Source organism: Mesorhizobium sp. M1050, from assembly GCF_040318715.1.
GTDB lineage: Bacteria > Pseudomonadota > Alphaproteobacteria > Rhizobiales > Rhizobiaceae > Mesorhizobium.
Genome location: NZ_JAMYMV010000184.1, coordinates 1 through 560, shown reverse-complemented (window position 1 = coordinate 560; position 560 = coordinate 1). Strand labels below are relative to the sequence as shown.

Here is a 560-nt window from a genome sequence, read left to right as displayed (position 1 = left end):
ACGACGATGCGGCGCTAATCAAAAGGCTGGGATTCACGCCGAAGCGCTATCTGGCGGAGACGGTCATCGTCAATCAGGGCGAGGATTGTGATCGCATGTTCATAGTCGAGTCGGGCTGGGGGTGCATTTCTCATGAGCTTGCGGGCGGGCAGCGACAGATCCTGGATTTTGCACTGAGAGGCGATATCGTCCTGCCTCAGTCCTACACGGGCAGGGCTCTTGAAACGTTTGTGGCTCAAACCGAACTTTCGGTTCTGGTGGCTTCCACCAAGACATTTACCGTTGCTGCCATGCAGTCGCCCCGTCTGTTCTCCCTCGTTATCGAAACCCTCGTGCACAACGCAGCGGTTGTGGCTCAACATCTCACCAATGTTGGACGACGCAGCGCCCTGGCGCGGACGGCGCATCTCTTCCTCGAACTGAGGACGCGTCTGGAACGAATCGGCTCTGTCACCCGCAACAGCTATGAATGCCCTCTTACCCAGTACGATCTCGCGGATGCCCTCGGACTCACGCCCATTCATGTCAATCGGATGCTGCGGGAACTGCGCGAGCGCAAG

Annotated in this window: 1 protein-coding gene; it reads left to right on the top strand. The window is 58.0% G+C overall.

The features are described from left to right. A partial coding sequence (locus NKH57_RS33795; protein ID WP_352950708.1) for a Crp/Fnr family transcriptional regulator occupies nt 1–560 on the top strand: 560 nt, incomplete at both ends.